This is a genomic window from Acinetobacter sp. ANC_7553 (genome assembly GCF_056779895.1).
On record NZ_JBWYIV010000011.1, the window covers coordinates 41,808 to 66,369 of the forward strand.

Here is a 24,562-nt window from a genome sequence, read left to right on the forward strand (position 1 = left end):
TAAAACCCAATCAATGATCTTTTGATTGGGTTTTTTAATATGATTGAATCACGCATAATGTATTTGAGTTCAATTGTTGTAATTTACCATGCCATTTACTCTTGCTCAGACTTATATCTATGAAGAAGATATTAAGAAAAGCCGTTTTCAGGCGATCACCGCACCTGTGGAAAATGAACAGGATGTAAAAGAATTTTTAAACCAGTATTTTGATGCCTCGACGACCCATCAATGCTGGGCATGGAAAATTGGGCATCAAGTCCGTTTTAATGATGATGGAGAACCTTCAGGAACAGCTGGAAGACCCATACTTGCAACGATTGAAGGGAATGAGCTCACTAATATTATTGTATTGGTAAACCGCTGGTATGGTGGTATCAAACTCGGAACTGGAGGCTTAGTACGAGCATACGGAGGTGTAGCAGGGAAATGCTTATTACAGGTCGAAAAAATTGAACTCATCGATAAGAAAACTGTAAATTTTAAATGCCAATTTAATGAGTGGTCTATTTTTCAATATGAGTTAAATCAACAAAAAATTGAATATATTGAAGAATATGTTGATTCTGGAGTATTGATTACTGCACGTATGCAAATTCATGAAATTGAGCCGTTTAAACTGAAAATCCAAGATGTGACTCGTGGACGTGAGCAATTGAATATAGAGGATGTCGAACGTGACGGAACATGATCCTTTACTCAAGTACCGAGAACAGCATAAACATCGTTTGAATTACATGCCTTGGTTATATTGGTCACTCAAGGCAAAGCATCGTGAATGGGCAGAAGCTTGGCAAAAAGATTATCAAGCCTATTTAATGGATATGGAGACTGTTGAAATTGGGAAAAATTGTTTCATTTCCCCTTTAGCCCATATTTTTGCTGAGCGTGGTCGGAAGATTATTATTGGGGATAATACTTTTATTGCCGCGGATTGTACCTTGCATGGTCCTTTAGAAATTGGGTCTGAAGTCGCCATTAATCATCATTGTATTTTAGATGGTGGACGCGTTGGGATTAAGATTCATGACCAAGTACGGATCGCAGCTTATTGTCATCTTTATGCCTTTGATCATGGCATGAGTTTAGATCAACCTATTTACCAGCAAGCAGTACGCTCAAAAGGCATTGAGATTCATCGTGATGTTTGGTTAGGGGCGCATGTGGGTATAAAAGATGGCGTGACCATACATGAACAGGTGATTGTAGGTATGAATAGTATGGTTACTAAGGATATTCAGGCAAGAGAAGTTGTTGCAGGGAATCCAGCTCAATTTATACGAATGCGTGAATAATTCGTAACGCGAAAGATTGAATTAAATTACATAAACCATGTTCATTTGCCCGAAAGCTATGATAGTTTAAAGAAAAGAACAATCAGACATCATGTCAAAGTGAGGCAATCATGAACCGTGTAATTGCGTGTATTGATTCATCCCCATGTATTCATGCCTTAGCTGAAGCAGCAGCCTGGATTGCGGATCGAACTAAACGTGAGTTAGTCCTTTTACAGGTTTTAGATTACTATCCTGCAAGTTATCATCTGGGTGAAATTAGTGGTGTGATTGGATTTGAAAGTAATGCGATGCTCTTAAAAGAACTCGCGGAATTAGAACAAAAACAAAGTGAATTAGCTTTAGATTATAGTAATAATCTTCTTTCACATATTTCAGAAGTGATTGAAGAAAAATATGGTATTACGCCGATAAAAATTCAAGAAAAAGGCGATTTCCTCGAACAGAGTTTCAATGTTTTAAATGAAAATGATATTGCAATTATTGGTCGAGTAGGTGAGCGCTCCGCGGAAAAACACAAAAGCTTAGGGAGTAATGTAGAGAATTTTATTCGTGGTGCTCGTTGTACGGTTTTAACTGTTGGTGAAACCTTTAAGCCACCAACACGTTTTATTTTCGCCTATGAAGATTCTCAGACTTGTAAAGAAATGATGCATCGTGTTGCTAAAAGTGATTTATTAAGAACACTTCAGTGTCATTTGCTTTATGTGGGTGATCATCCTGAAATTCTTGATATCCCAGCTCAGTATTTACGTGAAGCTGGATTGGATGTGGTTGTTGAATATCGTTTTGGAGATGTCGCTGAGAATATTTTAGATTATCAGCAACAACATCAAATTCAATTAATTGTGCTAGGCGCTTATAGTCGCAGTAAAGTAAAACAATTTTTCTTGGGCAGTATTACGACCAATATATTTAGAAATTCAGTCGTTCCATTGTTGGTTGCTAAATGATCAATCAGTTTTGATTAATTTTACTTGATAAATATTCGGTCAACTTAACTGATAGAAGGTGGATAAATTTTTAGAATAATAGGGTTTTATGGTTTGATTATTTTATAATCTTTTTATTAAAACGTATGAAAATCAGGTGTTTGCCATAATATTTTATTTTTATCCACAGGAATACAAACAGGAATCGGGGATAACTTTTTCAGGGCTTTAGTGCAAGAAAAAGGAGTATTCAAATTGATGAATACTCCTTTAAGTGATACTAATGACTAGTATTAAGATTTATTTGACAATCGCCAGTGCAAAACCATCATGTCCTTTACTGCCGACGGTTTGTAAGGCTGTACTCGACAGTAGTCGAGGATGATTCTGCATGATGCGGTACATTTCACGAATACCTTCGATGCTTGGTTTGACATTTTTTTCATCCAGAATATCACCAGCGCGAATTACATTATCTAAAAAAATAATGGTACCTGAGCGTGAAAATTTAAGTGATAGTTCTAAATACTCTGGGTAACTTTGTTTATCAGCATCAATAAATATAAAGTCAAATGGTTCAAAATTTTCAGGTAAAGATTTGAGAATATCCGCAGCGCGACCGACTTTTAATTCAACCGTTTGCTTTAATTTCGCATTGTCGATATTTTCTTGACCGAGTGCTGCATGTGTATCACGACCCTCGATCGTGAGAATATATCCATCCTCAGGAAGGGCTCTTGCTAGCCACATGGTGCTATAAGCCGCAAAGGTTCCAAGCTCTAACACACGCTTACACTGATTCATTTGAATCAACATTTGTAATAACATGCCTTGGTTAGCAGCAACTGCTAGATGGTCAGGAAAACCCTTATCAGCTGTATTTTGTAGAGTCTGAGTTAAAATTGGATCTTCTGGCATCAGATGAGATTCAATATAAGCATCAATATCTGACCATTGTTGTTGCATAACTGAGTACCTTCAGGGAGTTCAGTGCATTGTAATCGTTTCGAGTGAATGTGCAAATTTCTGATGCTTTGATGCTGAAAAATCAGTCAAAAAAAAAGAGGTCAAAGACCTCTTAATTAAATGTGATCATCTAAAATTAGTAATGGCATAAAGATGTATTTCGAGTCAGATCGGGTCCCCAAGTTCGGTAACCTTGAGTATCAATATGTATTTGACCAGTCGCATACAAACCTAAGCCCATATTTAAGCTTTGACCATAATTTTGCCAAAATTGGCACAATTTAAATTTAGAATTTTCGATGAATGCATAATCTTCAGCCTGAGGAAATTCAGGACCGATTCTGAAATCAATGGCTGAGTTATACAAGTGTCGAGACGAACCTGCGCCACCAGCACACTGATTTAATGGAAGGTCACGATATACAGATGTAACCTCAAAATCAGTTAAAATCCTTGCTGCAACGAGATATTTAAATACTTTCAGTGTTGGTAACTGATTCGACCATAGCTCACGGTTTGGAACCATATATTCAGATTTACCACATTTCTGCCAAGCACGTGCTGATTTAAATAATTCAAAACTTGGGATAATATTGCCAACATTATTACGTTCTAAGTATTGTTCATATTCTCGTGCTTGAGCTTGGTTATTACCTTGTATCAGCCAAACACGATAAGAGTTCGGCATGACTTTTGGTCGCGCTGGACGTTCATAGGTTATTTTTTCTTGTGGAATATATATGCGTTGACCATCATTGGTGACGATTGTTCGTCCTTTTTGAGGGGAGGACGTACATCCAATCAATATCAACGATATTGCACTGATTGAGCACAAGCCCTTCAAAATTAATTTCATTATAAATAAATTTTACTAAAGCAAATAAGTTTCTATTTTATGCTAATTGATTATCAAGAATGCGTATAAATTGCAAATAAATGTACCAATTGGGTATAAAAAAGATCAGCCGAAGCTGATCTCTCATTGATTATTTTTCTAAATATTGCAATTTGTTTGGTTTGCCATTCCATTCTTCACGGTCAGCTGGTTGATCACCAATCTGAGTAATGTTTGGCCATTTTTCAGCAAGTTCAGCATTGAGTTCGATAAAGACTTCTTGACCTTCAGGCAGTTCATCTTCCGAGAAAATGGCATTAGCAGGGCATTCAGGCTCACATAACGCGCAGTCAATACACTCATCTGGATTAATGACTAGAAAGTTTGGACCTTCATAGAAACAGTCAACTGGGCAAACTTCTACGCAGTCTTGATACTTACATTTAATACAATTTTCAGTGACAACAAAGGTCATGGCGTCAGCTACCTAAAAAATATGGTTCTAATAACGAATGCTGTATTTTAGGCAAATTGAACGAAACTAACAATTCCTTTTCTTGATATTTAATATAGGGGATGCTACTAAATCAGTAATATTTATGATGAGATCGTACTAATTTGCAAATTCTCAGGCATTCTACCTCTGATTTCAAAAATCATGATTAAAAAAAGCCAGCAGATCGCTGGCTTATTGATTGAGTGTGCTTGAACTAAGATTTTTGGAGTAATTGTTTGAGTTGGTAGAGTTGGTCTAAAGCCTGTCTTGGACTTAAGTCATCTACAATAATTTCTGAAAGAAGTTGTTCAACTTGAGAAGGTTGATGAATTTCAACCACTTTTTCAACTTCAATAATTTTTTCTACAGGTTCACTATTTGAAAATAAATCTTGAGAGAACAAATCTTTTTGCACAGGTTGGGTTTGCAGTTGGAGTTTCTCTAGTTTTTTAAGTTTAGCTTGAGCCTCTTTAATCACGTTTTGAGGAATACCTGCTAGTTTAGCGACCTGTAAACCATGACTTTGACTTGCAGGACCTTTTTGAACCTTATGCAATAAGATGAGATGACCATTCACTTCTTGCGCAGTGACATGATAATTATCAATACACGGATCCATGCCTAATTCTGTTAATTCAAAATAGTGCGTTGCAAAAAGACATAAACATTTAATGCGATGCGTCAAATCAAGGACACAAGCCCAAGCTAATGACAAACCATCATAAGTACTTGTACCACGACCCACTTCGTCCATTAATACCAAAGATTGTTGAGTGGCATGATGTAAAATTTGAGAAGTTTCCGTCATTTCCACCATAAATGTAGATTTGCCTGAAGAAAGATCGTCTGCTGAACCGATACGCGTAAAGATCCGATCAATAGGTCCCAATTTGGCAGATTTCGCTGGAACGAAGCTACCGCAATATGCCAAGAGCGTAATTAACGCCGTCTGACGCATGAATGTGGATTTACCACCCATATTTGGGCCTGTAATAATCGACATACGATGCTGTACATCTAAATAAGTATCATTTGGGGTGTAAGGCGTTTTAATCAGTGATTCAACAACGGGATGGCGTCCTGCTTGAATGTGTATTCCAATTTCAGGGCTAAATTCCGGACGATTCCAATTATATAATCTTGATAGATGTGCGAAGTTTGTCAGTACATCCAGTTGAGCAATAGCGCTCGCCATCATTTGAAGATTGGCAATATCTTGACGTAATTCATCCAATAACATTTCAAACAAAAGTTTTTCACGAGCCAATGCACGTGATTCGCTTGAAAGCACTTTATCTTCGAAAGACTTCAACTCAGGGGTGATATAACGTTCAGCATTTTTTAATGTTTGACGACGAATATAATGGGCAGGAGCTTGTTCTGCTTGCGCTCTGGTTAATTCAATATAATACCCACTCACTCGGTTATAACCGATTTTTAGTGTGTTTACACCTGTTGTTTCTCTTTCTTTGATTTCTAAATCAATTAAAAATTGTCCTGCATGATCGCGTATTTGACGAAGTTCATCCAATTCATGATCAAAACCATTTGCAATGACATTGCCATCTCTGAGTAGAACAGGTGGGTTTTCCACAATGGCTGACATGAGGCGATGATGTAAACCATTAAAGTCACCCAATTCCTCATTCAATTGATTGATTAAAGCGGATTGCGGTGTTGAGGTCATCGGTGCTAATGCATGGCGTAAATACGGAATCTGAGCACAGGCTTGACGTAGTTGCACTAAATCACGTGGTCGCGCACTTCCTAATGCCACACGGCTGAGTACGCGTTCGATATCACTGATTTCTTTTAATACCAGACGAATTGGAGCTTCATGATAGCCAGAGAGTATTGTTTGTATCGCATCTAAACGCTGATCTAACAACGCAGTATCACGAATCGGTTGCATTAGGGTTCGACTAAGTAGTCGGCTACCCATAGCCGTTTGACATTGGTTGGTCAAATCAAATAATGAAGTGCCATGCTCAAACAAAGGATCAATGATCTCTAGATTTCGTCGCGTCACAGGATCAAGAGCGATAAAATCGGAGCTTTGTTCAAGTCGAATTGAACGAATATGTGGCAAAGCTGTTTTTTGGGTATCTTTAGCATAATGAATTAAAGCTGCCGCAGCTGCTTTCGCCAACTCAAGATGTTCAATTCCAAAACCAGATAAAGTACTTACGGCGAATTGATCACATAAAGTTTTTTGCGCATTATTCAGATTGAAGTCTACATTTGGGCGTTTTGTAACGGGACAATCAAGGATTTGCTTAATCTGTTCAACCACTTCTGGATGCTTGAAATCTTCATCAATCAAAACTTCACTTGGCATAAGACGTGCGAGTTCCAGAGGAAGTTGTTCAGCTTGAAAATTTTGTTGTTGGACTTTAAAAATACCTGCACTGAGATCTAATAGGGCGATACCAATTTCATCAGATTTAATACAGATGGATACTAAATTTGAACTCTGATAGTCATTCAGCAATGCATCGTCTGTCAATGTACCCGGTGTAATAATTCTGACTACACCACGTTCGACAGGTCCTTTACCAGTGACTTCCCCAAGTTGTTCACAAATAACAACGGTTTCACCTTTTTTAACTAAACGCGCTAAGTATCCTTCTGCTGCATGATACGGAACTCCAGCCATGGGTATCGGTTGTCCATTCGCTTTACCGCGGTGGGTTAACGTAATCCCTAAAATTTTGGCGGCTTTATGCGCATCGTCAAAAAATAACTCGTAGAAATCACCCATACGATAGAACATTAACGAATGCGGGTGCTGTAATTTCACCGTCATGTATTGCTGCATCATTGGCGTCAATGTTGAAAGATCGATATTGGATTGATCTAAAGTCATCTTTGAAAAAAACCTGTAGTTAAATTTTGAAACGAAGAAGTACTGCTCAAGCTTAGCATGAGAAAAAATGCGTAAATCGATTATAAGATCTATTTTTAGCAAAAAATAAATGAGTCGAACCAATATTATAACCAACGACTCAATTTCGTTCATTGAATAATTAAATTCGATATCCATTTATGCAAATTCTTTGTGTAAAGAATCAGCAGTCTCTGGATAGTCTCCGCATCTTTTGGACAGTTTGTTATCGCATTTCATTTCATGATCAGATCATATTCGATGTCTTAGGGAAGAAAAAATGACAGGTCAAACGATTGAGATCACTACCAAATCGGGGAATCGCTATTCAGGGTATTTGGCAGTCCCAGAAGCTAAGAAAGGTCCAGGGATTGTATTGTGTCATGAAATATTTGGTATCAATGCAGCGATGCGAGCAAAAGCTGACTTTCTCGCAGAGGAAGGCTATACCGTTTTAGTCCCTGATCTATTTTGGCGTACTGCACCAAACATTGATTTAGGTTATACACCTGAGGATTTTGAAAAAGCTTTTCAACTTTATCAGCAATATGATGAAGATCAGGGTGTAAATGATATTCGTGAAAGTTTAGATTTTTTAACGACTTTAGATGCGTGTGACACGACTACGGGTCAGTCAGTGGTTGGATATTGTCTTGGTGGAAAACTTGCATATTTGGCTGCATGCCGTATTGATAACTTAGCGTGTTCGGTTGCTTACTACGGTGTAGGCATTGAAAAAGCGCTCGATGAACTCTCGAATGTGAAGGGTAAGCTTGTGCTACACATGGCTGAACTTGATCAATTCTGTCCAGCTGAAGCGCGAAATCAAATTACTGAAGCATGCGCACAATTTAAACATATTCATGCTTATGTTTATGAAGGTGTTGATCACGCATTTGCACGACCGAACAGCGATCATTATCACAAACCATCGGCGCGATTTGCCCATGAACGTACCGTAACAGCATTACATGAAACGGTTGGCCCTCACTATGACTTAGTTGCATTGTGGGAAGAGCATATCAGACATGAGTTCGACACGCGCGATGTACCAGCAACCATGGCAACGATGGTCGCTCAACCATATGTGAATCACATTCCAACATTGACAGGTGGTGTGGGATATAGCCAGTTAGCGCGATTCTATCGATATCATTTTGTACATCAAAACCCTCAAGATATGAAAATCACCTCAATTTCTAGAACTGTGGGATCTACTCAGGTTGTGGATGAATTCATCATGAGTTTCACTCACGACACTGAAATTGATTGGTTATTACCAGGTGTAAAACCGACTGGAAAATATGTCGAAATTCCAATGTTGGGGGTCATTCAGTTTAGAGGTCCAAAACTTTGTCACGAACATATTTATTGGGATCAAGCTTCTGTACTTGTCCAAATCGGATTACTTAATCCAGAAGGATTGCCTGTTGCAGGTGTAGAAACAGCGAAAAAACTTTTAGATGAAGATATTCCTTCAAATGGCTTGATGCCAAGTTGGGAGTCGAGTGCTGGTAAGCCAATCGAATAATCAAAATATATGGGGCAAAAAATGGAATTAAATATTAAAGATAAAGTTGCCATTGTCAGTGGTGGATCAACGTTGATTGGACAGGCTGTGGTTCAAAGTCTCGTGAATTTAGGGGCTAAAGTTGCCATTTTAGACATTGATGACTACGGAAAAACCATAGCTGCGCAACATCCTTATGAAGTGATGTTTATACAAACTGATCTAACTTCAGACATCGCAATTCATGAAGCGGTGAACAGCATTAGAAATCATCTAGGTGAAGTCAGTTATTTAGTGAACTTGGCATGTACCTATCTTGATGATGGTTTCAAATCACCACGATCAGATTGGTTAAAAGCATTAGATATCAATTTGGTGTCTATTGTTGAGCTAACGCGTGCCGTATATGAAGATTTGCAAAAAAATAAAGGGTCAGTGGTGAATTTCACCTCGATTTCAGCGCAATGCGCTCAAACGGGACGTTGGTTATATCCAGTTTCTAAAGCGGCAATTTTACAACTGACCAAATCGATGGCAATGGATTTTGCGCCAGATGGTATCCGTGTCAACTCAGTTTCACCAGGTTGGACTTGGTCGAGAGTGATTTCTGAAGTGAGTGGACAAAATCGTGCGAAAGCTGATGCTGTAGCAAGTGATTATCATCTCTTGGGACGTTTGGGTAATCCGGCAGAAGTGGCAAATGTAGTGACATTCTTATTGTCGGATGCTGCAAGTTTTGTGACTGGCGCAGACTATGCGGTAGATGGTGGGTATTCAGTCATGGGGCCTGAAACGAATCAACCCGCAATACCACGTTTAGCAGAATAAATTAAATATTGGAGAATAAAGATGAGAAAAATTGCAATTGTTGGTGCAGGTCAGTCAGGACTTCAACTTGGATTAGGACTGCTTGATAAGGGATATGACATCACGATTTTGTCGAATAAAACTCCTGATGAGATTCGTCAAGGTAAAGTTATGTCTAGTCAATGTATGTTCCATACTGCGTTACAGACTGAACGTGATTTAGGATTAAATTTTTGGGAAGAGCATTGTCCAGCGGTAGAAGGTATTAGTTTTGCTTTGGTTGATCCAGCAAGTGGTGAAAGAGCATTTAAATGGAGTGCGCGATTAGAGCGTTATGCTCAATCTGTTGATCAACGTGTCAAGATGCCTTATTGGCTTGAAGAGTTTCAGCGCCGTGGAGGCAAGTTTGTTCTCCAAGACGTCGGTCTAAACGAATTAGAACATTTGGCTGACGAGTATGAATTAGTGCTCTTGGCTGCGGGTAAAGGTGAAGTGGTTAAAGAGTTTGTACGTGACGCAGAACGTAGCACTTTTGACAAACCTCAGCGTGCATTGGCTTTGACTTATGTGAATGGAATGAAGCCAATTTCGCCATACTCGAGAGTGAGCTTTAATATTATTCCTGGGGTGGGTGAGTATTTTTGTTTTCCTGCGCTTACAGTAAATGGTCCATGTGACATTATGGTTTTTGAAGGGATTCCTAATGGTCCTATGGATTGCTGGGCTGAAGTTAAAACACCAGAAGAACATTTAAATAAAAGCTTAGAAATTCTGAAACAACATTTGCCGTGGGAATATGAGCGTTGTCAAGACGTGACGCTGACAGATCATGGAGGATATTTAGCAGGACGATTCCCGCCAACAGTACGTAAACCTGTCATGACATTGGCTTCTGGTAAAAAAATATTTGGTATGGCAGATGCATTGGTGGTGAATGATCCAATCACAGGTCAAGGATCAAATAATGCAGCTAAGTGTAGCAAGGTTTATTTCGATGCGATCTTAGCACACGGTAATCAAGCGTTTACTGAAGATTGGATGGAGTCAACGTTTGAGAAATATTGGTCATATGCTGAAAAAGTCGTGAGCTGGACAAATAGTTTATTGGTTCCACCTCGACCTCATGTTGTTGAGCTACTAGGTGCAGCCTCTCAAAATCACAATTTAGCTTCTCAGATCGTTAATAATTTTGATGATCCACGTAACTTTTCACCGTGGTGGTTTGACGAAAACGCAGCGAAAGAATTATTAGAAACAGATCAAGTTTCTCAAGTGGCTTGATGGAACTGAGGTGTTAAAAATGGATGTATTAGATAAAATTAATCTGCAAGAGATTGACATCAGTAATCCTCGCGAGATTCGTAATCTTCTTGGTCAGTTTGCCACAGGTGTTACCGTAATCACCACACGTGGAACGGATGGACGAAAAGTGGGTATGACAGCCAATTCATTTTCTTCGTTGTCATTAGATCCACCGCTTGTGTTGTGGAGCTTGTCGAAAACAGCACCAAGTTTGCCCGATTTTGTTGCAGCTGAGCACTTTGCAGTTCATATGTTAACGAAGGAGCAGCATCAGCTTTCTACCCATTTTGCCCGTGGTGCACAAGATAAGTTTGCCACAGTTGATCATGGTGAATGTGATACAGGTGTTCCATTACTGAACGAAGCACTTGCTACACTTGTCTGTAAAAATGTACAGCAATACGAAGGTGGCGATCACTTGATTTTTATCGGTGAAATTCAAAAATATCAACAAACTGCTGGTGAGCCCTTAGTGTTTCATGCTGGTCGTTACCAAATTGCAGCGAGCCATCCAGACCTTTAATCATTGCTTTAAAAACCACGATGAACAATCGTGGTTTTTTTATGGGAAATACACATGAAAAATAAAATTATATTAAGTACTTTAACCTTGTTTACTACAGCAAATTCATCACATGTTTTTGCTTATGATTTACCGACTGTGAATTTGGGTATGACCAGCTTTCTAGATGGTGGACTACCAGCTGGACCTGGTTGGTATTCGCAAACGTATTTTCAACATTATGACAGTGATAAGTTGAGAGATACGAGTGGACAAAAGCTTCCGCTGCCCAAAACAGATTTAAATTATCAAGTGATTGTCGAGCAATTAAGTTACATGTCGACCTATAAACCGACTGCTCATTCAAGTCTAGGTCTGAATTTACTTATCCCTTATTTAAGTAAAATAAGTGTTGACGATGGTTTAAATAATCAAGCCTTAAAAGCTAAAAGTGGATTTGGAGATTTGATGATTGGTCCATTTCTCCAGTTTGATCCAGTCATGGGTGAACAGGGACCAAAATTTGTCCATCGAATAGAATTACAGATAAATTTGCCAACAGGGGAATATCAGCAAAACCGTGATATTAATCCGGGTAATAATGCATTTTCCTTCAATCCATATTGGGCTGCAACGTATTGGTTTAATCCGAAATGGACAGCTTCGACACGCGCTCATTATTTGTATAATTTTAAAAATGATGATCCAACTTATGGTTTTGGTGCTGCTGATGACATCCAAGCGGGGCAAGCAGTACACATTAACCTAGCATCTGAATATGCTGTACATGATCAGATTCGATTGGGTTTAAGTGGGTACTATTTAAAACAGCTTACCGATACTAAAGTTGATGGTGTAAAAGTCGATGGTCGCAAAGAAAGTGTGTGGGCAGTTGGACCTGGACTTATGTATAGTCACTCGCCAAAAAATCATGTCATCGCAAATGCATATTTCGAGCATGATGCAAAAAATAGAACTGAAGGCGATCGATTTCAAATTCGATACATTCATCATTTCTAATCAAAAAAGCCTGTGATTTCACAGGCTTTTTTATTGACAGACATAAAATTAAGAGAAGAGTGAATTTTGTGTAATCTTACGCGTTGATGATGGCAGCTCGCCATAACGACGTTTGTACTCTTGTGAAAAACGACCTAAATGAGTAAAGCCCCACTTAAATGCAACATCAGTGACCGTGGCATGTTCATTATTCATCAGTTCAAGATGAGCTTGTTCAAAACGAAGCTCACGTAAATATGCCATAGGGGTAATGCCAAAATGGTTTTTGAATCCTGCAAAGAGTGTTCGTGCACTTACACCTGATTGTTCAGCTAAGACTTCTATGTTGAGTGGTTCATGTAAGTGGTGGTGAATGTATGCTTCAGCACGTTTGATAAAGTAGGGCGCTAATTTTTTCTCATGATGAGCATTTGCTTTAAAAAAAGCATTATTTGGTTGTCCATAAATAAGCGCATTAAATAGATTTGATTCAACTGCTTAAATGCAAGTGGGTGGTGGAGAGGATGATGCTCACATTTAAGTGCATCCATCATGGTTCTCAAAAGTTGCAGAAAATAACCACCAGATTGGGTGGTAAAATCAAGTCGAGGATTAAAAATTACATTTTTTTGTTCAGATTTCACGATATGTTGCTGACAATGATGTGCAAAATCATCTTTTGAAATTTTGAGAATGAGTTGAGGGGAGTGAGCACGCCAGCGCATTCTGAGTGACTGGTCAGGTGAGATAATTGACGCTACTTCTGAGTATGAAATAAATTTATCTTGACCAAATTCAATTTCAGCATAGCCTCGAGTAGGAATCTGAATAAGATAAAACTTTTCAAGTTGATCTGGTTCGATCAATACATCTGCGCCATATTCCAAGCGGCTGATAGAAAGAGCCCCAGTTTGAACATGATGCATGCTTGCACTAAAATTTTTAGCTGATTTTAACACTTTTAGAGCATGAGGCTTAAAAATTTGCCCTACATTTTTACAAGTTTCGCTCAAATCTGCTTGATTGAAGACCAAGTTTTGACTGTTGAAAATTGATTCATTACTAAAATTTTGCCCAGTTAGCTGAGAGGAATGAAGCTGGTTCATTGTGAATCCTTTTGGCTCATTAGTAGTCCGTACCATGACAGTAGTGTTAAATTGATATCATGGAATGAGATTTACGATATAAATAAATGAAGCAATATTCAGACCAGAAATAATAATTTTAAAATTTAATAGCTATAGTGGTAATTGAAAAAAATTACATTTATTTATATCAGTCCTATCCTTAGGACGTTATTTAAAAATCTATCTCTATAATCGCTGAATGTCAAATAAAACCGAATTTTTTATCATTGTAATTTTATATAAGTTAATGAAAAATAATAAAAAATTAAAATACCTATTAAGTAATATAAGATACCAAATTAGTATTTTTTAATTTACTAATCTGTGTTCAAAAATATATTTAAATATTTAGTCGAAGCGAAGAGACTTTATTTCGACATTATTATTAAAAATGTTTTATAGTATTTATCATGATTCAAAATAGCTAGGTGAACAGGATGATCACACTCAGCCAACATAAGGATCTTAGTCACGCATCGCGTGAATTGAATGTTGCTCAACGATTAATGAGCCTTATTTGTGGTTCACATCAATTAGAAACTGCTCGTAAAGATCAGCTTGATTTTCATTATTCAGGTATACGCTTGCCGAGTAAAAAAATGGCAATTGGCTGTATCAGTTATGGCACAGATGTATCTATTCAAATTCAGCAGCTAGGTGCATACAGTATCAGTTTGCCTATTCATGGACAGCAAACATTGCGTATGAATGGAGAAACTCATTTATCACATAGTAATAATGGAATCATTGTTTCTAGTCAGGATCAGCAAGAACTCATCATTCACCGTAATTGTAAAAAATTTCAAGTGGTGATTCCTGAAGAAAGTGTCAAATCTGTACTTTCCAATTTGCTTTCTAAACCTGTTAAAGAGCGGGTGATTTTTGAGCCAGATATGCCATTTAGTGAAGATAACTTCCTAAGATTGTGGTGGAATAATATTCAACAATGTTTATCGCTCAGGCAAGATTATTCTCGTTTTGATGGTTTAAATCTGCTTTCTCAAGATTATGAAAGTTTTTTGATTAAGGCTTTGCTTTTAACCCAGCAGAATAATTATTCCAATGAATTAAGATCGCTCCAAGAGTATCAGCTTCCGAAGCCAGTCATGGTGGTCAGAGAGTTTATCCATCGTTTTGCTGATCAAGAGTTGGATGCATCAGATTTAGTCATGATATCGGGAACTTCAAAATCGACTTTATACCGTGAGTTTCAACAAGCGCTGCATATGAGTCCTATGGATTATTTAAAAAACTATAGACTTGAACAGATTCATCATGCTTTGCTGCAGAACAATGCAAATATTTCCATTTCGAGATTGGCTTATGACTGGGGATTCAGACATTTAGGACGATTTTCTCAAGAATACAAAGCCAAATATGGGGTTCTCCCGAGTGAAACACTTAAAATAATGGTTTAAAAAAAAGCCCCTTGATTGGGGCTTTTTAATGACTGAGTTGAGATTACTGCGTTACCTCTGCAGTTGCAGTATTGGCTGATTCAGGTTGTTTTAGTCCTTTTAATGCAAGCGCAATAAACGAAATGAAGGTTGGAATTGCTAGGACATAGAAAATACCTGCAAGAGATAATTCAAAAGTAAAAATCAGTGATCCGTAGAACGCACCTAAGATCGCACCGATACGACCAATACCATGCATCCATGAAACACCTACACCGCGGCACACTGAAGGGTAGAACAGTGCTGTTAATGGAAGTAGTGATGATTGAGCACCCACTAATAATGCGCCAATTAAGAAAATTGCAATACCGAGTAAAACAATACTTTGGCTTACGAATGCTGCAACGAAGAACAATACAAATGCTGCGAGATAAGAATATTTAATCACAGTATTTGGATTAACTTTATCCATATACCACCCCATAAAGCATGCACCTATTACACCGCCGAATGGGAAAATCGCTGCAATTAAACTAAACTGCTCTGTTGTAAATCCAGCGGTTTTAAGAATAGTTGGCATCCAGCTGGTTAACAGATAAAACACCATTAGGCTGGTAAAGCAACACAGCCAAAGCATTACCGAACCCCAAAAGTATTTGCTAAACAAAATTTTAACAGGGCTTTGTTTAGGATCTAATACTTCTGCTTCAGGTAGAACAAATACAGTACTTTGATCAAATGTTTGACCGTGAATCTTCTCAAGAATTGGTTTTGCTTTTTCTTGACGATTTTGTTTGATGAGGTATTGAGGTGATTCAGGTAACTTGGTAATCAAAAATACCAATACAATGAGTGGGATTACACCGCCGATAATAATGACATTTGCCCACCCTTGATTCTCTAATAAGAACGCAGATAAGACACCGCCACTTGAGATCCCTAACATAAATCCGCAACCTGCTAATCCGGTCAGGAATGCTTTACGTTTTAGAGGCATGTATTCGGATACCATTGTGCTGATATTCGGCATAGCCGCACCAAGTCCGACCCCTGTAATAAAACGATAGATCATAAGTTCTTGTGTGTTAGAAGCAAATCCACACATGATGGTGAAAATTGAAAACAACAAAGTCGTCATTACGATGACACCCTTGCGTCCAAATTTATCTGATAATGGTCCTGAGATAATAGCGCCGATCGACATGCCTACTAAGGCCGCACTGAGCACAGGTGCTAGATCTGGTTTTGAAATCCCCCAATCATCTAACAATGCTGGTGCAATAAAGCCTAAGATGCCAGTGTCTAATCCATCACAGAAAAAAACCAAAAACCCCAGAAAGAAAACTGTCCATTGTAAAGGGGACATTTTTTCCCGATCAATAACGTCATTTACAATTATTTTTTGCATTTAAAATTTCCATATATTCAAACGTTAGAACAAAAAAGGACTATCGTTTGCAAAGAATATTAACGATAGTCCTTAGTGATTGTCATCAGCTCATTTAATTATCTTGAGCTATGACTTTGAATAAACTTCTCACTGTAAACACGTCCCTTGTCTATCTGGTGATCAGCTAACCAATTTTTGACAGCATCGATCATTGGTGGCGGACCACACAAATACATATCGAATGCTGATTCGCTTAATTGCGATTGATCTAAATGTTCGTGGATAAATCCTTTTTTTCCAGTCCAATCATTAGAAGGTTGTCCGATTACGGGATGATACTCAAAGTGTGGAATCTTAGCTGAGTATGCTTTTAACCTTTCTTGTTCACACAAATCTTGCTCTTTGTTTACACCATAATACAGATGTACTGGTGGAATTTGAGGTTGTTTCACAATTTGATCTAGCATTCCTAAAAATGCTGACAATCCAGTACCTCCTGCGACAAAGACCAATGGCTTTTCTTTTTCCACTTCGCGAAGATAAAAACTTCCTAAAGGTGCTTCGAGTAAAATTGTATCCCCAACTTTTGCTCGATCTCGCAGATAGTCACTCATGAGACCTTGCGGGAGTAAGCGAATTAAAAACTGTAATTGATTACCTTCATTGGGTAAATTGGCAAAGGAATAAGAACGCCAATCATTTGCACCAGGAATTTTTAATCGAGCATATTGACCCGGTAAATAATCAATTTTCTGCGTATGTTGACTGGCATCTACATGAATGATTGCCGTAGTTTCAGAGACTAATTCTACGTGAGTCACTTTGGTTTCGAGTTGAAGTGTTTCACCAGCATTACAGAAACTTGAGTCATGATCGAAATAGAATGCAGCATTCGATTGCACTCGTGTTTGACAAGCTAAAATTTTACGCTCTGCCAGATCACGTTCGGTTAATGCTTCTTCATCGACATAATCTTGAGTGTAATTGCCACTTTCACATTGCCCTTGACAGGTTGCGCAAACGCCTTCACGGCAGTCTAAAGGCAATGTGATACCTTGACGGAACGCAGCATCAAGTAAAAGCTCATCATTATTCACAGAGATAAAGAACGTTTTACCATCTGCAAAGTTGAGTGCAACAGAATGACTCATTCTTTTACTCCTTAAACGTGATAGAAGTCGAGCACAGAATCAATTTTGTCATTCAACAAAATGGTGTGCTGTTTACGAATGCGGAAAGTGTCTTCATGTTGACGAAGGATATAAGTGACATGACCGTAAAAATAGCCTTCTAAACCTTGGCGGTTATAGAATGTCGACCAACCCGCTTTAACTTCTAATAATCCGTCTTCAAGTGTTTTTACACGGATGTTGTGAATCGCATGCATGAGACGCGGAAGGGGCGTAGCTGATGCAGCTTTACCAGTTCCTATACGGAATACGCGATCTTCAAGGCCAGCACGGTTTTCATAATAGATATATGAAAGCCCTTGGTTTGGATCAGTGACGTATTCATGGTCACTAATCCATTGTGGAATGTGGTATTCGCTGTCTTCATCATAGAGTTCTAAATATGCGTCCCATTCATAGTTGTCACAAAGCGCAGATTTTTCATATAAAAATTGAGAAACTTGATGTACAAGAGCTTGTGTCATGATTAAGCCTCCTCAGTTGTCGCTTGTGATGCAGGGCATTCGTGTGGTTCAGAAGTATCTTCAGTGAGTTTAAGTGCTTTATTTTTTAAGCCTTTTAACATGAGATCGCGCCAAACTTGGTGTTGATTGACATATAAACCTTCTTGAGTGATTTCAGTACCCGTGATGACTGGTTTGATCCCTAATGTTTGAGCATTCGGGCTGTCGCCATAATTCCACTTGTGATAACCGCGCGAAATGTCACTCCAGCGTTCTAAACGAGCTTGAAAACCACGCTGTTGTTCACGGAATTCGACTAAATCGTCAGGTGTGCCTAAGCCCGATACGTTGAAGAAATCTTCGAATTGACGAATACGGTTACGACGTGCTTCAGCCGACTCACCTTTAACACCAATACACTGGCTAATGACTTCAGTTTTATTCCACGCAACTGGACGAATAATACGAAGTTGCGAACTGATTTGATCCATAAAGAAAAGGCTTGGATATAGGTTTAAGTTTCTGAGACGGTGCATTGCCCATTCAGCACGTTTTTGACCATATTTCTCAACCAGATATGGCATCACAGTTGCGTAACCAGGACGTACAGTTGGGTTAGGCATGTCACTAAACAAAACGTTATGACCATTTTTAAATGAGAACCAACCATCATCAGTTGTGTCATCACCAGCACCTAATTTACTGTAATCAAGTGTGTCTTTTGGTCCTGTCCCTTTTTGAGCATTCAGTTGCTGACGATATTGAACTGTAGATACATAGTTATAGTGAACAGTACTTACGTGGTAGCCATCTACACCATTTTCATTTTGTAGCTTCCAGTTTCCTGCAAAGGTATATGCTGATTTACCTGGTAAAACTTCTAATTCACCTGTAGGTGATTGTTCAACCATAAGATCAAGGAAAACACGTGTATCACCTAAATAATCTTCTAAAGTGTCTGTAGCTGTTGTATCTAAGCTAACGAAGACAAATCCTTTATAACTTGCAATACGTGCTTTTTTTAGACCTCGTGATGATTTATCAAAGTCATCACAATACTCACCAGGAGCTTTAACTTTTACGAGGCGACCATCAGATTTGTAACACCAAGCGTGGAACGGGCAGGTAAATGTGGATTGATTACCTTTAGCAACTCGGGTCAATGTAGCACCACGGTGCTCGCAGGCATTGACCATTGCATTTAAATTACCTTGACTATCACGGTTAATGATGAGCGGTTGGCGACCAATTTGAACAGTGACAAAGTCATTTGGTTTTGGAATTTCACTTTCATGACACGCGTAGATCCATACCTTTTCAAAGATCATTTCCATTTCTAGATCAAAAAGTTCTGGTTCAGTAAACATGTCACGTGCGATACGATAGACGCCATCCTCTGGTCGAAAATCGATACATCCTTCAATAAAATCATGCCATTCGATGCTGCTACGAGAACCCATGGTCTAACTCCTTATATCACTTGATTTCATTTATCTTTGAATCTATTGAACAGTGATTAAGGGAGTCAGGCTATCCAGTTTGTTCTAATCGTTATCCATTTTTTCTCAAATATTTTATGGAGAAGGTAATTAAAAATATGAGTGGGATTCAAAAGTCGTCATTTGGGACTATAAAAACAAAAAGCCGATGCATCTTTGATACATCGGCCGATAAAAGCTAAAGGAAATCGTTATTTGGCAATTCCAAGCTCTGTCAAATGAAGTCTGAGGATTCGTCTTAATTCCAACACAGCTTCAGGCGTTTCCTGAATTGAGTGACCACCTTTGATAATAATCTCAGATTGTGCCCCTTTAAGATGCGCACTCTGATAAGGCACGATCCCATCTGACATAACAGTAGGATCTTTACTCTCAGTCACATTCCCCATGATGGAGTGAAATTTAAATCCTTTAATTGGCGTCACAGGTGAGGTTAATTTGGTGAAAGGAGAGTTGTGACTCAGATCACTCGGACCATTTTGAATCAATCCATGACCTAAGTCTTTGACAAAATGTTTAATATTAATATCTTTATCTGAGAGCGATTCAGCAAATGCACCCAAAAATGCACCTGGCAACTTGATCACTTTACGCGCAGCTCGTGTAAACCAACGATCAGCATAATCTGTACCTCTATGCGGTGCTGCTAAGAAAATAGCACGATTAAACTGTGGCACAGGTTTGATTTGTAAACGAGCTTTAAATAAAGGTTCATTCTTAAAGCGGCTAATTTGAGAATTTTTTAATTGAGACAATGCAGGTTGTGTTAAATCAGCTTGGCTCACCAATAATCTTGAAATAATACCACCCATACTATGTCCAATCAGAACTGCATCTTTAGCTGATGCCGTAGATTGATCAAGTGAATTAAATGCTTGTTGAATGATCGCATTCACTTGAAAGCGACTTTCTAAAATTGGCATATTGGTTGAGTAAAATACTTGCCAAACTTGATAATGCTCTCTTAGAACATTATCTCCCATAATGTCATTGGTTAATGCAATCCAGGCTTCTGGACTGCTTGCAAGTCCATGCACTAAAACAATAATTTTTTTGTTTGGATTATAGGGTTCGAGCATAAAGAGATGGGGCATTGTGATTGTATTGTCACGATCAATCAAACTCAAATATGCAGCAGCACCTAAGTTATTTTCGGCAAGCCACAAACCATAAGGTGCAGAGTAATTCGCAGCTAAAGGATAAACTTTTCCACCTACTTTTAATTGATCTAATCCATAAGGATCATAAATATTCAGGGTGAAATGCGGGTCATTCAGAATATCCTCTACATTACTTTGACGCGCAGGCTCAGCGGTCATCGTGACTGAAAGATAACGTGGTGGATGAATGTTAGGATTACGACCATTTTTATAAGCGTGATTTAATGGATCTACAATATATTTACCTGAATCGCTATTTCGCTCTGGCGCTGGAAGCGTTGCGACAAATTCCGCACCGAAACCATCCCGACGGTTAATCGAACGCAAGCCACTAAAATTGAGATTGTAGCTTGAAAGCAGGCTATCTAATTTTTGATTAGCAATCTGAGGGTAATGGTCATAGTTGATGGTATAAATGCTTTCACCAATTTTTATTTGTTTGGGTACTTTTTCACCCGTATAGCGCATACCATAGGTCATCACCATTTTCGCCAAGGCTTGATTGTAGAAATCTCGTATTTGAACTTGTCTATTATCGAAAATACGGTCGCTTGGTTGGCGTTTTGTCTTGAATAGATAGGCATAACTATAACGAATACTTTTATCAAGCATTGCTAACTGTTGGTCAAGACATTGACTATAGTTTTCTTGATGAATTTTTTTCTTTTCTTCTGACTGATATTTATTAATTAAACTGGTATTACAAGCAGAAGAATTACTGAGGGCTAATGCCCGTGTCAAATATGCTTCACTTGCAGTTGAATAAAGTTGTTCATCTTGAATTTGTTTTATTTTTTTTAGATCAGATACGCATTTATCTGGATCATTAGAACAACTTTCAGCCTCACTGCCTGTCATGGAGAGGACATTCAGACTCGCTTCACTCATTTTTTTACGCGTTAATATGCTATCTCGTTCATTCGCGATCGAGACATTAAGCGCTTGATTTTTTACACTGACGACTTGGCAACCTGTCATAAATAGTGGTGTTGCGAGCAGTAGGACGCCGATGTATTTATTGTTCATCATAAACATATTTTCAACTGTCAGCATGAATCATTAACGCTGAGCATACGTTATTTTTAGGGATATAAAAATAAGTGCTAAAAAAATAGACTGAATAATCAGTCTATTTTTTTTGAAATAAGATTATGATTTCGCAGGATTGTTTAAAATCTGCCAAACATTGTAGCGACCTTGTTTCTCAATTTCTTGAATCAAGCGGTCAGCAACTTCAGTTTCTTCTGGATATTTCACTTTGTAATTTTTTAAAGTTGTGATTGCATTTTTCTTTTGGCTCAATGCGAGGTAGTTATTAACAGCTACGAGATATGCTTCTTGAACACCTGCTTTGATGGCCTTGTCGATATATAGAATAGCTTCTTTTTGACCACCACCTTCAGACAAAGAGAAACCAAACCAGAAGTTCGCTTCAGCGTCTTCTTTGTTGATCTTCAGGATTTGTTGTGCATATTTTAATGATTTAGTGGTATAAGCAGAACCAAGATCAAGGTTACGACCCAATATACTTGCTTTAAATGCACGAATTAAGATATCGAATGACGCGTTATCTTTCGCTGCTAAAGTATCTAGTTGAGCTGAAACTTCACGTAATTTAGCTTCAAAACCACGACGTTCTTGACGATCAGTAAAGCGAGGAGGATAGTGACGTGCTTTACCTTCAACCATCTGAAGGAAGTCATCAATTTCTGTAATATCGATTTCATGTTGACCCGCTAAAACCGTGTATTTCATCGCACGTTGTGAACTATTCACAGTCGGTACGATTAATTTGTTTTGTTCGAGGATCATCTTCCTGTTTGGATTATTTGGATCAGTCACCTCAAGTTTTTGAAGTGGTGCAGCAGCAGCTTTTTTTAGTTCAAGCTCGAATACTGGTGGTTGGCTATAATTAAAAGGATTTAATGCATAAAATGGTGCACTTAAATCAGGCTCAGAAAAGACGATCGGATCGTTTGTTTTAGATTGTTTTTTTACTGCTGGAGAGCTACAAGCACTCAATAATGAAACAGCGATCATGGTGGCAATGAGGGGCTTAATCGTCATATTTTCTTCCAATATTATGTTTTTAAATTCTAGTTCAGGTTGTATCTGAGTCTATGAAAAGTCGAAACAACATGCAACTCAGATTCACCTAACTTAGTCAAACTTATACATTAAGCTTTTGATTGTGCAGTTTGAGCTTCGCACTCACGACGAACTTCGTCAATGATTTTTAACTCTTCAGCACTAAATGGTTGTCCATTACTTTGAGCGTTATTAAATGTTGGATCAAGTAATGAAAGTCGCTGACATAGAGTGTTCATGCGCTTTTCATTGTGCTGTATACGATCCAATAATACCCGCATACCTTCTAACATTGGATCAGATTGATCTTGGGTTGTCGCGTAAGGCTGAAAACCGATGCTTTCTGCATAATTGCGTCGTTCTGATTCTTTGTCCAAATCTTTTTGCTGATTTTTAATAATAAATCGCGCTGGATTACCTACGGCAGTAGCCCCTTCAGGGACTTCTTTGGTGACCACAGCATTTGAACCCACTTTCGCATTTTTATGTACGGTAAATGGTCCCAAAATTTTCGCACCTGCGCCAACGACTACGCCATCTTCTAACGTTGGGTGACGTTTGCCTTTATTCCAAGTGGTGCCACCTAATGTCACGCCATGATAGAGCGTCACATCATCACCAATTTCAGCTGTTTCCCCAATGACCACACCCATACCGTGATCTATAAAAAAACGTTTGCCAATTTTGGCACCTGGGTGTATTTCGATACCAGTTGCAAAACGACTAAAAGAAGACAGCATGCGGGCTGAAGTTTTACACTCTTTTTTCCAAAGCTCATGCGCAACACGATGCATAATCAGTGCGTGAATTCCTGGATAAGTGGTTAAAACTTCAAATGTGTTGCGCGCCGCAGGATCGCGGGCAAACACAGCTTGAATATCTTCTTTAAGCTGTTTAAGCATCTTTTGATTTCTCTTTAGAATCTGACTTTTTCCATGTGCCATTGTTCAATGCCTGAACACGACTAAAAATACCTCTAAGAAGATGGTACTCCATACGATCTAATTGTATACGTCCGAATAAGCGACGCAAGCGTAAAGGCAATAATCGTGGATTTTCTGGGTCTAAAAACTCGATTTCGTGTAACATTTTCTCAAAATGAGGATAAAATTGTTCCATCTGTTGATGTGTTACCAACGGCTCATCCCAATGCATAGAGTCTTCATCAGTCACTTTCATAACTGCTTGAGGATCTTCAACTTGTTCCATGAGAGCCGTGGTCGCCATTCGCATTTCATAGCAAATAATTTGAATGGCTTGAGCGACATTGAGTACGCCATAGTCTGTATTCACAGGGATGGTCACATGGTAATTCGCCATAGCCAATTCTTCATTGGTTAATCCGCGATCTTCACGCCCAAATATTACGGCTATTTCTTGTTGTTCTTTGATCACAGCTTGCATAGATTTATCAGCAGCAGGTCGAGCATCTAATAAAGGCCATGGAATAGTTCGGCTACGAGCACTTGTACCAAAGACTAAATGACAATCTGCGATGGCTTCTTCAAGCGTTTCTACAATCTGAATTTGATCAATTAAATCGGTTGCACCAGCTGCAAGTGCATCAATATCAGGATGAGGATAAGTTTTAGGTGCAACTAAAACCAATTTTGAAAGCCCCATGGTTTTCATTGCTCTAAGTGCGCTACCGATATTCGCAGGCAGGGTAGTATTCACCATAACAATACGCACATGAGACAAATGCGCTGAGACAGCAGCATTATCAATTAAATTCATAAA

At 38.5% G+C, this 24,562-nt stretch carries 21 protein-coding genes and 1 pseudogene; 9 read left to right on the plus strand and 13 right to left on the minus strand.

Annotated features, from left to right (window positions below; genetic code table 11):
• The first annotated feature begins 88 nt into the window (after nt 1-88).
• From AC1M9I_RS09945 to AC1M9I_RS09955, 3 genes are all read left to right on the plus strand, one after another.
• Complete coding sequence (locus AC1M9I_RS09945) at nt 89-691, plus strand: IMPACT family protein (RefSeq protein ID WP_481594859.1); 603 nt, start codon at nt 89-91, stop codon at nt 689-691.
• The gene (locus tag AC1M9I_RS09950; protein ID WP_481594860.1) at nt 669-1,295 is read left to right on the plus strand and encodes an acyltransferase; all 627 of its coding nucleotides are present in this window, start codon (nt 669-671) and stop codon (nt 1,293-1,295) included. The genes AC1M9I_RS09945 and AC1M9I_RS09950 overlap by 23 nt, the downstream gene beginning before the upstream one ends.
• Before the next feature lie 110 nt (nt 1,296-1,405).
• Nucleotides 1,406-2,248: a universal stress protein gene (locus AC1M9I_RS09955; protein WP_035266378.1), complete on the plus strand. Its 843-nt coding sequence runs from the start codon at nt 1,406-1,408 to the stop codon at nt 2,246-2,248.
• Nucleotides 2,249-2,527: 279 nt separating this feature from the next.
• On the opposite strand, the gene AC1M9I_RS09960 is transcribed toward AC1M9I_RS09955, so the two are convergent.
• From AC1M9I_RS09960 to mutS, 4 genes are all read right to left on the minus strand, one after another.
• On the minus strand, nt 2,528-3,193 hold the full coding sequence (locus AC1M9I_RS09960) for an O-methyltransferase (protein ID WP_481594861.1): 666 nt from the start codon (nt 3,191-3,193) through the stop codon (nt 2,528-2,530).
• A gap of 136 nt (nt 3,194-3,329) precedes the next feature.
• Entirely contained in the window at nt 3,330-4,049 is a 720-nt protein-coding gene (locus AC1M9I_RS09965) for a peptidase M15 (protein WP_481593668.1), read from the minus strand.
• Nucleotides 4,050-4,179: 130 nt separating this feature from the next.
• On the minus strand, nt 4,180-4,503 hold the full coding sequence (gene fdxA, locus AC1M9I_RS09970) for a ferredoxin FdxA (protein ID WP_035266386.1): 324 nt from the start codon (nt 4,501-4,503) through the stop codon (nt 4,180-4,182).
• Nucleotides 4,504-4,738: 235 nt separating this feature from the next.
• Nucleotides 4,739-7,390, minus strand: coding sequence for a DNA mismatch repair protein MutS (gene mutS / locus AC1M9I_RS09975; RefSeq protein WP_481593669.1), 2,652 nt, complete (start codon nt 7,388-7,390; stop codon nt 4,739-4,741).
• A 298-nt stretch (nt 7,391-7,688) separates the two neighbouring features.
• Here mutS and AC1M9I_RS09980 point away from each other — a divergent pair, with 298 nt between their 5' ends.
• Genes AC1M9I_RS09980 through AC1M9I_RS10000 form a run of 5 tightly spaced genes read left to right on the plus strand, consistent with a single transcriptional unit; the run spans nt 7,689 to nt 12,549 of the window.
• Entirely contained in the window at nt 7,689-8,939 is a 1,251-nt protein-coding gene (locus tag AC1M9I_RS09980; RefSeq protein ID WP_481593670.1) for a dienelactone hydrolase family protein, read from the plus strand.
• 21 nt (nt 8,940-8,960) lie between these two features.
• Nucleotides 8,961-9,746, plus strand: a complete 786-nt coding sequence (locus AC1M9I_RS09985) for an SDR family oxidoreductase (protein WP_481590738.1) — start codon at nt 8,961-8,963, stop codon at nt 9,744-9,746.
• Between the two features lie 21 nt (nt 9,747-9,767).
• Nucleotides 9,768-11,006, plus strand: coding sequence for a styrene monooxygenase/indole monooxygenase family protein (locus AC1M9I_RS09990; RefSeq protein ID WP_092767736.1), 1,239 nt, complete (start codon nt 9,768-9,770; stop codon nt 11,004-11,006).
• Between the two features lie 19 nt (nt 11,007-11,025).
• The gene (locus AC1M9I_RS09995; protein WP_180028210.1) at nt 11,026-11,550 is read left to right on the plus strand and encodes a flavin reductase family protein; all 525 of its coding nucleotides are present in this window, start codon (nt 11,026-11,028) and stop codon (nt 11,548-11,550) included.
• Nucleotides 11,551-11,604: 54 nt separating this feature from the next.
• Nucleotides 11,605-12,549, plus strand: a complete 945-nt coding sequence (locus AC1M9I_RS10000) for a SphA family protein (RefSeq protein ID WP_481593671.1) — start codon at nt 11,605-11,607, stop codon at nt 12,547-12,549.
• Nucleotides 12,550-12,597: 48 nt separating this feature from the next.
• Here the strand turns inward: AC1M9I_RS10000 and AC1M9I_RS10005 are convergent.
• Nucleotides 12,598-13,634, minus strand: a pseudogene (locus AC1M9I_RS10005) (AraC family transcriptional regulator).
• A 458-nt stretch (nt 13,635-14,092) separates the two neighbouring features.
• Here AC1M9I_RS10005 and AC1M9I_RS10010 point away from each other — a divergent pair.
• A complete protein-coding gene (locus AC1M9I_RS10010) occupies nt 14,093-15,073 on the plus strand; it encodes an AraC family transcriptional regulator (protein WP_481593673.1) in 981 nt (326 codons plus the stop codon).
• Between the two features lie 43 nt (nt 15,074-15,116).
• Here the strand turns inward: AC1M9I_RS10010 and AC1M9I_RS10015 are convergent, their stop codons facing one another.
• The 8 genes from AC1M9I_RS10015 to AC1M9I_RS10050 form a co-directional block, all read right to left on the minus strand.
• A complete protein-coding gene (locus tag AC1M9I_RS10015) occupies nt 15,117-16,460 on the minus strand; it encodes an MFS transporter (protein WP_481610987.1) in 1,344 nt (447 codons plus the stop codon).
• 98 nt (nt 16,461-16,558) lie between these two features.
• Nucleotides 16,559-17,593 (minus strand): anthranilate 1,2-dioxygenase electron transfer component AntC, encoded by a 1,035-nt coding sequence (gene antC / locus AC1M9I_RS10020; protein ID WP_481593674.1) that lies wholly within the window; start codon nt 17,591-17,593, stop codon nt 16,559-16,561.
• An 11-nt stretch (nt 17,594-17,604) separates the two neighbouring features.
• The gene (gene antB / locus AC1M9I_RS10025; protein ID WP_035266119.1) at nt 17,605-18,096 is read right to left on the minus strand and encodes an anthranilate 1,2-dioxygenase small subunit; all 492 of its coding nucleotides are present in this window, start codon (nt 18,094-18,096) and stop codon (nt 17,605-17,607) included.
• 2 nt (nt 18,097-18,098) lie between these two features.
• Nucleotides 18,099-19,535, minus strand: coding sequence for an anthranilate 1,2-dioxygenase large subunit (gene antA / locus AC1M9I_RS10030; RefSeq protein WP_481593676.1), 1,437 nt, complete (start codon nt 19,533-19,535; stop codon nt 18,099-18,101).
• A 230-nt stretch (nt 19,536-19,765) separates the two neighbouring features.
• On the minus strand, nt 19,766-21,769 hold the full coding sequence (locus tag AC1M9I_RS10035; RefSeq protein ID WP_481611013.1) for an esterase/lipase family protein: 2,004 nt from the start codon (nt 21,767-21,769) through the stop codon (nt 19,766-19,768).
• A 114-nt stretch (nt 21,770-21,883) separates the two neighbouring features.
• On the minus strand, nt 21,884-22,801 hold the full coding sequence (locus AC1M9I_RS10040) for an ABUW_2363 family tetratricopeptide repeat lipoprotein (protein ID WP_481610988.1): 918 nt from the start codon (nt 22,799-22,801) through the stop codon (nt 21,884-21,886).
• Nucleotides 22,802-22,911: 110 nt separating this feature from the next.
• Nucleotides 22,912-23,724: a serine O-acetyltransferase gene (gene cysE, locus AC1M9I_RS10045; protein ID WP_035266113.1), complete on the minus strand. Its 813-nt coding sequence runs from the start codon at nt 23,722-23,724 to the stop codon at nt 22,912-22,914.
• Nucleotides 23,717-24,559 carry an RNA methyltransferase gene (locus AC1M9I_RS10050; protein ID WP_035266112.1) on the minus strand — a complete coding sequence of 281 codons (843 nt, stop codon included), beginning with the start codon at nt 24,557-24,559 and terminating at the stop codon, nt 23,717-23,719. Before AC1M9I_RS10050 ends, cysE begins: the two co-directional genes overlap by 8 nt.
• Nucleotides 24,560-24,562 lie beyond the last annotated feature (3 nt).

What these genes read in the sequence shown, in the direction of transcription:
- AC1M9I_RS09945 (WP_481594859.1), top strand. Translation starts at nt 89, where the DNA reads ATGCCATTTACTCTTGCTCAGACTTATATCTATGAAGAAGATATTAAG.
- AC1M9I_RS09950 (WP_481594860.1), top strand. Translation starts at nt 669, where the DNA reads ATGTCGAACGTGACGGAACATGATCCTTTACTCAAGTACCGAGAACAG.
- AC1M9I_RS09955 (WP_035266378.1), top strand. Translation starts at nt 1,406, where the DNA reads ATGAACCGTGTAATTGCGTGTATTGATTCATCCCCATGTATTCATGCC.
- AC1M9I_RS09960 (WP_481594861.1), bottom strand. Translation starts at nt 3,193, where the DNA reads ATGCAACAACAATGGTCAGATATTGATGCTTATATTGAATCTCATCTG.
- AC1M9I_RS09965 (WP_481593668.1), bottom strand. Translation starts at nt 4,049, where the DNA reads ATGAAATTAATTTTGAAGGGCTTGTGCTCAATCAGTGCAATATCGTTG.
- fdxA (WP_035266386.1), bottom strand. Translation starts at nt 4,503, where the DNA reads ATGACCTTTGTTGTCACTGAAAATTGTATTAAATGTAAGTATCAAGAC.
- mutS (WP_481593669.1), bottom strand. Translation starts at nt 7,390, where the DNA reads ATGACTTTAGATCAATCCAATATCGATCTTTCAACATTGACGCCAATG.
- AC1M9I_RS09980 (WP_481593670.1), top strand. Translation starts at nt 7,689, where the DNA reads ATGACAGGTCAAACGATTGAGATCACTACCAAATCGGGGAATCGCTAT.
- AC1M9I_RS09985 (WP_481590738.1), top strand. Translation starts at nt 8,961, where the DNA reads ATGGAATTAAATATTAAAGATAAAGTTGCCATTGTCAGTGGTGGATCA.
- AC1M9I_RS09990 (WP_092767736.1), top strand. Translation starts at nt 9,768, where the DNA reads ATGAGAAAAATTGCAATTGTTGGTGCAGGTCAGTCAGGACTTCAACTT.
- AC1M9I_RS09995 (WP_180028210.1), top strand. Translation starts at nt 11,026, where the DNA reads ATGGATGTATTAGATAAAATTAATCTGCAAGAGATTGACATCAGTAAT.
- AC1M9I_RS10000 (WP_481593671.1), top strand. Translation starts at nt 11,605, where the DNA reads ATGAAAAATAAAATTATATTAAGTACTTTAACCTTGTTTACTACAGCA.
- AC1M9I_RS10010 (WP_481593673.1), top strand. Translation starts at nt 14,093, where the DNA reads ATGATCACACTCAGCCAACATAAGGATCTTAGTCACGCATCGCGTGAA.
- AC1M9I_RS10015 (WP_481610987.1), bottom strand. Translation starts at nt 16,460, where the DNA reads ATGCAAAAAATAATTGTAAATGACGTTATTGATCGGGAAAAAATGTCC.
- antC (WP_481593674.1), bottom strand. Translation starts at nt 17,593, where the DNA reads ATGAGTCATTCTGTTGCACTCAACTTTGCAGATGGTAAAACGTTCTTT.
- antB (WP_035266119.1), bottom strand. Translation starts at nt 18,096, where the DNA reads ATGACACAAGCTCTTGTACATCAAGTTTCTCAATTTTTATATGAAAAA.
- antA (WP_481593676.1), bottom strand. Translation starts at nt 19,535, where the DNA reads ATGGGTTCTCGTAGCAGCATCGAATGGCATGATTTTATTGAAGGATGT.
- AC1M9I_RS10035 (WP_481611013.1), bottom strand. Translation starts at nt 21,769, where the DNA reads ATGTTTATGATGAACAATAAATACATCGGCGTCCTACTGCTCGCAACA.
- AC1M9I_RS10040 (WP_481610988.1), bottom strand. Translation starts at nt 22,801, where the DNA reads ATGACGATTAAGCCCCTCATTGCCACCATGATCGCTGTTTCATTATTG.
- cysE (WP_035266113.1), bottom strand. Translation starts at nt 23,724, where the DNA reads ATGCTTAAACAGCTTAAAGAAGATATTCAAGCTGTGTTTGCCCGCGAT.
- AC1M9I_RS10050 (WP_035266112.1), bottom strand. Translation starts at nt 24,559, where the DNA reads ATGAATTTAATTGATAATGCTGCTGTCTCAGCGCATTTGTCTCATGTG.